Origin of the sequence: Pseudomonas sp. B21-021, from assembly GCF_024749205.1 — a bacterium.
GTDB lineage: Bacteria > Pseudomonadota > Gammaproteobacteria > Pseudomonadales > Pseudomonadaceae > Aquipseudomonas > Aquipseudomonas paraglycinae.
The window spans coordinates 2610179-2618059 of the sequence record NZ_CP087192.1 but is presented as its reverse complement, the minus strand read 5'-3'; the positions used below and the strand labels follow the sequence as shown (position 1 = coordinate 2618059).

Annotated in this window: 2 protein-coding genes; one reads left to right on the top strand and one right to left on the bottom strand. The window is 63.3% G+C overall.

The features are described from left to right. Positions 1 to 174: 174 nt before the first annotated feature. Positions 175 to 6585 (bottom strand): non-ribosomal peptide synthetase, encoded by a 6411-nt coding sequence (locus LOY31_RS11725; RefSeq protein WP_258713304.1) that lies wholly within the window; start codon positions 6583 to 6585, stop codon positions 175 to 177. Between the two features lie 492 nt (positions 6586 to 7077). On the opposite strand from LOY31_RS11725, the gene LOY31_RS11720 reads away from it, so the two are divergent. Further along, positions 7078 to 7872 carry a helix-turn-helix transcriptional regulator gene (locus LOY31_RS11720; RefSeq protein WP_085608940.1) on the top strand — a complete coding sequence of 265 codons (795 nt, stop codon included), beginning with the start codon at positions 7078 to 7080 and terminating at the stop codon, positions 7870 to 7872. Positions 7873 to 7881 lie beyond the last annotated feature (9 nt).

Sequence of the window (7881 nt, the reverse complement as noted above, 5' to 3'; positions counted from 1 at the left end):
GCTGTAAATTCGGGAAAAAGGAGCGCGCAGCGGCGAGTCCGTGCGGCCGCGCGCAGCCTGGAAAAGCTAAAACATCGGGGCTTGGGTGTCTGACATGGGAAGCAGGGACAAGCCCCGTGACCGGACAGTCATGGCGTCGATCCGCGGGAACCGCGAATCGACGCCGATGTCGCCTCAGAGCCGGCGTTTGCGATTGAGCGTCGGTATGGTGGTTTGCGGGACTTCCACCTGTTTTGCCTGCGCCGAGGTCTGCGCCGCCAGCGCGGCCAGGGTCGGCTGGCTGAACAGCGTCCGCGCATCGACGTGCAGCCCGGCCTGACGCATGCGCGCCACCAGACTGACCGCCAGCAACGAATGCCCGCCGAGCTCAAAGAAGTGGTCGTTGCGCCCGACCTGCTCCAGTTGCAGCACCTCGGCCCAGATCTGCGCCAGCCGGATTTCGACTTCGCCCTCGGGCGCCTCATAGCGGCGACTGAGCACCGCCTCTGCCCCCGGTGCCGGCAAGGCTTTGCGGTCGACCTTGTCGTTGGGGGTCAGGGGCAATGCGTCGAGTTTCACGTAAGCGCCCGGCGCCATGTACTCCGGCAAACGCTCCAGCACATGGGCACGCAAGGTTTCGATGGGGGGCGCGTCGAAGCCTTCGCGCACGGTGAAATACGCCACCAGTCGCTCGTCCCGCACCAGCACCACCGTTTCACGCACCGCCGGGTGCTCGATCAGCCGCGCTTCGATTTCCCCCGGCTCCAGACGCAGGCCGCGCAGCTTGATCTGGAAGTCGTTGCGGCCGAGGAATTCGATGTTGCCATCCGCCCGGTAGCGCACCAGATCGCCAGTGCGGTACAGGCGATCACCGGCCACGAACGGGCTGTCGATGAAGCGCTCGGCCTGCATATCCGGCAATCCCCGATAACCCCGCGCAACCCCGACCCCGCCGATGTGCAAATGACCGCTGACGCCGAATGGCACCGGTTGATCGTGGGCATCCAGCACATAGAGCCGGGTGTTGCTCAGGGCCTTGCCGATCGGCACCACGGTTTCCGGCACCGGTTGATCCGGTTCCAGCGTCCAGCCGGTGCTGTCGACCGTGGTTTCGGTCGGGCCGTAGACGTTATGCAGACGCACCCACGGCAGGCGTTCGCGGACACGCCGGGCCAGTGCGGCGGTCAGCTCACCGCCACCGTTGAGCACGTCGGTCAGGCTGGTGCACTGGCTGACATCATCCTGTTCGATGAACTGTTGCAGCAGCGCCGGCACGAACTTGACCACGGTGATCTGCCGTTCACGAATCACCTGAGTCACATAGGCCGAATCGCGGTTGCCGTCGGGGCGCGCCAGCACCAGCCGCAGGCCGGAACACAGCGGCCAGAAAATCTCCCACACCGAACTGTCGAAGCTGAATGGCGCCTTCTGTAACAGCGCGCCGTGCTCGGTCGGCGGGCTGATCTGCGAGCCCCAGTGGACCATGTTGCAGGCGCTTCGGTGCTCGACCATCACGCCCTTCGGCGTGCCGGTGGAGCCCGAGGTGTAGATCATGTAGGCCAGGTTTGAAGCGCTCAGACCCGGTACTTGTAGGTTTTCAGTCGATGCGCCCTGCCAGATGCAACGGTCGAAATCGATGACCGGCACACCCGGATCGCCCAACAGATTGCGGGTGGTTTCGTGTACCAGCACCGCAACCGGCGCGCTGTCCTGCAACATGTAATGCAATCGATCCAGCGGATAGTCGGGATCCAGCGGCACATACGCGCCGCCGGCCTTGAGAATGCCGAGCAGGCCGACTATCAGATCCAGACTTCGCTCGACGCAGATCGCCACCCGCGAATCGGGTTGCACGCCGTGCTCGCGTAAATGATGCGCCAGACGGTTGGCCTGTTCGTTCAGCTGGCGATAGGTCAGCTGTTGCTCGCCAGCCTGCAATGCGATGGCGTCGGGCTTGCGTTGCACTTGTTGCTCGAACAGCACCTGAAGCGGCTGATCGAGCGGGCAATCGACTTCGCTGGCATTGAACTCGACCAGCAGTTGTTCAAGCTCCGCCGCCGGCAGGATCGGCAAGCGATTCAGCGGCTGTTGCGGGGTTTGCTCCAGGGCATCGACCAGTGCCTGCAACGCGGTTTGCACGTAGTCGCCGATGCGCTGCGCACCGATGCTCATCAGGGTCCGCGTGGTGATCTGCAAAGCGCTGCCCAGATCATCGACGCTCAGGGTCATCGGGTAGTTGGTGCGCTCTTCGTTCTCCAGGGTCTGAATGCCTTGCCAGGCTTGGTCCGACGCCGATTCCTGCGCCTCAAGGTCGGTGTGCCGATAGTTGAGCAACGCACTGAACAGCGGCGCCGGTGACGCGACACCGCTGCAACGCTGGGCCAGCGCCAGCGACGCGTGTTCATGCCCGAGCAACTCGGTCAGTCGGGCGTGGGTGAGCAGCACCGCATCGCGCGCGCCCCGGTCCATGTCCACCCGCAATGGCAAGGTGTTGATGAACACCCCCAGCGCTCGATCGGCACCCTCGCCGCCTTGCATCCGGCCCATAAAAACGCTGCCGAACACCACACGTTCCTGCCCCGAGGTCGCCGCCAGCACCTGCGCCCAGGCCAGGTGAATCAGGCTGGCCACGCTGACGCCCGCCTGCCGCGCCTGAAGGCGCAAACGCCGATCCAGTTCCGGCGCAAGCGTGCGCACGGCTTCGTCGATACCGCGCCCGTCGCCCTGCACATCCTGCAAGCCGAACGGCAAGGTTGGCTCGTCGATGTCGGCGAGCATCTCGCGGAAGAACGCTTCATGTTCCTGTTCGCTGACACCGAGCCGGGTCTGGGCCACGTAATTGCGATAAGGCACCGCTGGCGGCAGCGGTTCATCGAGCCCCAACAGGTTGGCGCGCATTTCCTGACGCAAGACTTCCAGCGCGATGTGATCCAGCGCCAGGTGATGGAACAACAGAATCGCCACGATCCGCCCATGAGCCGGGTCGCGGGCATACATCAGCCGGATCAGCGGCGCCTGACTGACGTCGATGCGATAACGTCGGGCATCGAAGCGCGCGTGCAGTTGCGCGAGGACATCGCCCTCGGCCGGATCGAGGGTGATTTCCTGCACCGGCAGTTCGGCTTCGCGCCAGACCACCTGCACCGGGGTGGTCAAACCTTCCCAGACCACCGCAGTACGCAGAATGTCGTGGCGCGCCATGACCTGACGTAACGCGGCCGCATAGGCCTCGACCCGCTCGACGCTGTCGAACGCCAGCTGCGATTGCAGCAGGTACGGATCGCCCTGCGCGGCAGTGATGTGGTGATAAAGAATGCCTTCCTGCAACGGCGCCAATGGATAAATATCCTGCACGTTGGCCGCCCCGCCCGGCACCGTGGCGATGATCCGGTCGAGGGTGGCCTGATCCAGTTCAACCAACGGCAACAGGTCCGGCGTGATCCGCGTGCAACCTTGCGGAATGCGGTTGGCCGGCACTTCGACCTCGCGGCCACTGCCCACCGACGCGGCCAGCGCCGCCAATGTCGGCTGGCCGAACAGCACGCGCACATCGCTGCTCATGCCGAGCTGACGCATGCGTTCGATCAGGTTGACCGCCAGCAACGAGTGCCCGCCCAGTTCAAAGAAGTGATCGTGACGCCCGACCTTTTCGACTTGCAGCACCTCGGCCCAGATCTGCGCCAGGAGGATTTCGACATCGCCTTGCGGGGCTTCATATTCGCGGCGGATCAACGCCTCAGGCCCCGGTGCCGGCAACGCCTGGCGATCCAGTTTGCCGTTGGCCGTCAGCGGCAACGCCGTCAAACGCACGTAGGCCGATGGCAGCATCGCGCTGGGCAGACGGGGCTTGAGGTGAGCATGCAGTTGCGTGATATCCAGCGGCTGGCGTTCGGTGAACCAGGCCAGCAACTGCCCGTCGCGCACCTGCACCACCGCATCGCGCACCGACTCATGGCTGCTCAACGCGGCTTCGATTTCGCCGGGCTCGATGCGCACGCCACGGATTTTCACCTGATCGTCGTTGCGGCCCAGGTATTCGATAGTGCCGTCCTGGCGCCAGCGTGCGAGGTCGCCGGTGCGGTACATACGTGCGTTTGGCTGGCGGCTGAATGGATCGTCGAGAAAGCGTTCGGCGGTCAGCTCCGGACGGTTGAAGTAACCCCGCGCCACGCCGGCGCCACCGACGTACAGCTCGCCGGCCACGCCAATCGGCACCGGACGCTGTCGGTCATCCAGCAGATAGGCCGTGGCATTGCTCACGGGTTTGCCGATGTGCAGCGTCCGGTCCGGTTCGATTCGGCCCGAGGTGGCGACCACCGTCGCTTCGGTCGGGCCGTAGTTGTTGATCACCGCGAACGTCTGCTCGCGATTGAACTGACGCAGGCGATCACCACCGATCAGCAGCGTGCGCAAGGTCGGGTGTTCGAGGTGACGACTGAAGGCGTACTCGGCAATCGGGGTCGGCAGGAAACTCACGTCCAGCGGCTGCGCGCGCCACCAGTCGAGCAGCGCGTCGATGTCTTCGCCGCCGTCGCGGGAAGGCGCCAGGTGCAGGGTCGCGCCGGCACACAGCGCGGGCCAGACTTCCCAGGCCATGGCGTCGAAGCCGAAGCCGGCGAGGCTTGAAGTGTGGCGACCGGCACACAGATCGAAGGCTGTGCAATGCCAGTCGACCAGGTTCGATAACGTGTGATGCTCGACCATCACGCCTTTGGGCTGGCCGGTGGAGCCGGAGGTGTAGATCACGTAGGCCAGGTGCGCGGTGGTCAGTCCCGAGACGTCGGGGTTGAGATCGTTGATCGGCCAGCCGCGCGAATCGATTTCGATCACCGGCACGTCCAGCACCGGCAAGCGTTCGCGCAGATCGCGCTGGGTCAGAACCACAACCGGAGCGCTGTCGCTCAATAAATAGCTCAAACGTTCCGCCGGATGGGCCGGATCGACCGGCACGTAACCGGCGCCGGACTTGAGGATCGCCAGCAGCGCGACCAGTGTGTCCAGCCCTCGGCGGGCGACCAGCGCCACGCGGTCATCGGGTCGCACGCCGAGCCCGATCAAATGATGGGCCAGAGCGTTGGCCTGTCGGTTCAGGTCGGCATAGGTCAGCCGCAAGTCCTGGAACTCTGCCGCCACCGCATCCGGTCGCATCGCCGCTTGCGCTTCGATGCGCTGGTGGATGGTCAGGTCATTGGGGAATTCAACGCGTGTGTCATTCCACTGCTGCAACAGCGCCGTTTCAGCCGGCAGGCTCAGGCTGAAATCGCCCACCGCCAGCGCCGGCTCTTCAAGCCCCTGCTCCAGCACCCACAGCAAGCGCCCGCTCAGCGCCGCGATTTCGTCGGCGTCAAAGTAGGCTTCGTTGTACACCATGTACAAACTGTCCTCGTCGTCGCCCCGGCTGCTCAGCAGGTGCACGGACAGCGGCGTGCCCTCTTCGTGGTTCGACACTTTGACCACCCGCCCCTGCGCATCGCCATAGCGGTATTCATGCGCGTCGCGCTCATAGGACACGGTCACTTCGAACAGCTGCGAGCGATCCTCGCGCAGCAGACCGAGTGCGCGGTTCATCTCGCTGAGGGGGAAACGCTGATGGCGGAAATCCTGTTTCAGTTCATCGCCAATCGCCTTGACCAGTGCCTTGAACGACAACTCGCGACCGAACCCCATGCGCACCGCGCTGACCTGGGTGAACAGCCCCAGGGTCGATTTGAACCGGGCGCCGGAACGGTTGAGCAGCGGCACGCCCACCACCCATTCGTCACGCTGGGCGCTGCGGCTGAAGTACACATGGATCGCTGCCAGCAGCACATGAAACGCCGACGCGCCGTACTCTCGGGCCACCTGCTTCATGCGTTCATGCAGGCGTGCCGGAAAGACTTGCGAGAAAATCCGCGTCGGTGCCGCAGCGCCGGCAAAGCGTTCCTGATAACGCGGCAACAACAGCGGCTCGGGACGGTGCTGGTATTTGTCCAGCCAGTACGCACGGTCACGGGCATAACGGGCGGACTGAAAATACCGCGCATCATCACGGATGAAATCGACATAGGACGGTGCCGAATCGGGCGGCTGCTGCCCGAGCGCCAGCGCGTTGTAAATCTCGTCGAGGGATTTGAGCATCTCGCCGAAACCCCAGCCATCGACGATCAGGTGATGTGCCTGGAGTGACAGCCAATGGCAGTCGTCATCGAGGCAGATCAGGCAAAACCGGAACAACGGCCCGCCGTTCAGTGTGAACCGCTGCTCAATGCATTCCTGAGTCAGTTGGCGTGCGGCGGAATAAGGGTCGGGATGGCTGCGAAAATCGTGCACCGGCATCGGCACCGGCATCGATTGCGCGAAACGCTGCAACGGCAGCCCATGCTCGCCGGCCCCCGGCAGCAGGCTGGTGCGCATGGCGTCATGCCGGGCCACGAGCCCTTCAAGCGCCGCCTGCATCAGCGCCGGATCCAGCGGCCCGGTCAGTTCGACATAGCCACCGATGTTGTACATCGGCGAGTTTCCCTGACGCACTTGATCGAGCCAGATGTCGCGCTGGGCAGCGGTCAGCGGGAAAGCCTCGGAAATCGCGGACAGACCGTCCGCCGCGTCGGCAGCAAATTGGTTCATAAGATCCATCTCACGTGATTTGGCGCGTATTCAAGCATCGGCCCCGAAATCGGCGTGACACGTGAAACCCGGACAACCCTGCCCACTTCGTACAGTCCTGCGAGCCAACAGGGCCGGATAAGTCAGCGATCCCCCTAAAAGTTCGGAAAGAAATGGCTGAAAATTCTGTAGGACAATCGCCACTCGCTGCTACCGACTAGCGCCTCGCAATTGTAGGGCGCGTCGGTCCGAGCCCCGGATTTCGGGGTTCGCACTAGACCGTACAGTCATGGACTACGAGAGCTTGCACATTGATCTGACAGAAACGTGACGCCATTTTTTCGGAAATGGTGGCACTTTGTGTCCCTGTTTTCCCCTACAGACGTAGGACAAATGCATAGGCTTAAATCCCGCTCCAGATCGATTTCAAGGAGAAAAGACTGGGTGGGCGTTTCACGGGTGCATGCACGGCAGACGATTCGGCAATGGCTCTAAATCAAGGATGACAAGGATATGAATCTGACCGGCAGTCTTCGCAACATGGAAAATCCGCACTTCTACTGGCAACTGGGTGAACTGATCGCCAGCACCGGCAACGAGCGTTTTGCCACGAACATGTTCCAGTTGGTCGACAACCTCGTGCCGGTCAATCGCGTCCATCTCAGTGAGTGGACCCTGGATGAGCGGGAAGCCAGCGTGGTCGAGATCAAGGCGTTGGGCAGTGCCGGTTTGCCGGACACCTTCCCGCCCCCGGAGCCGTTGCAGCACCCGGACGACCACCCGCTGCTGCAACAGATGATCGAGATGAACGACTCGCTACTGATTCAACTGAAAGCCTCGCTCCAGCATCGACACCCGCACCACAGCGTCCACCAATGCAATCTGGTGTCCCGCACGTCCAACCGCCGTTGCGTCATCTCGTTCTACCGTCCCCACACGCATCGGGTGTTTTCCCTGCCGGAGCTGTCGTTCCTCAAGCGCCTGTCCGACACCCTGCTGCCCCTGATCGAGCGCCACGCGCACATCAGTCGACAAGCCATCGCCCGCCAACCCCGCGCGCCACAAGCCGATCAACCACAAACACCGTTGCAACAGGTGTTCGACGAACGCCTGGCGTTGGGCGACATCACCTTGTCGGTGCGCGAAAAAGAGGTCTGCCTGGGCCTGCTGACCGGCGGCACCGTGCCGCAAATGGCAGAAAAGCTGCGGGTCAAGAACAGCTCGATCGAGACCTACCTCAAGCGCGCAGCCGCCAAGCTTGGGGTCAGCGGCCGTCATGGTCTGGCGAAATGGATGGCCGGGGCCTGATCCGGCGTT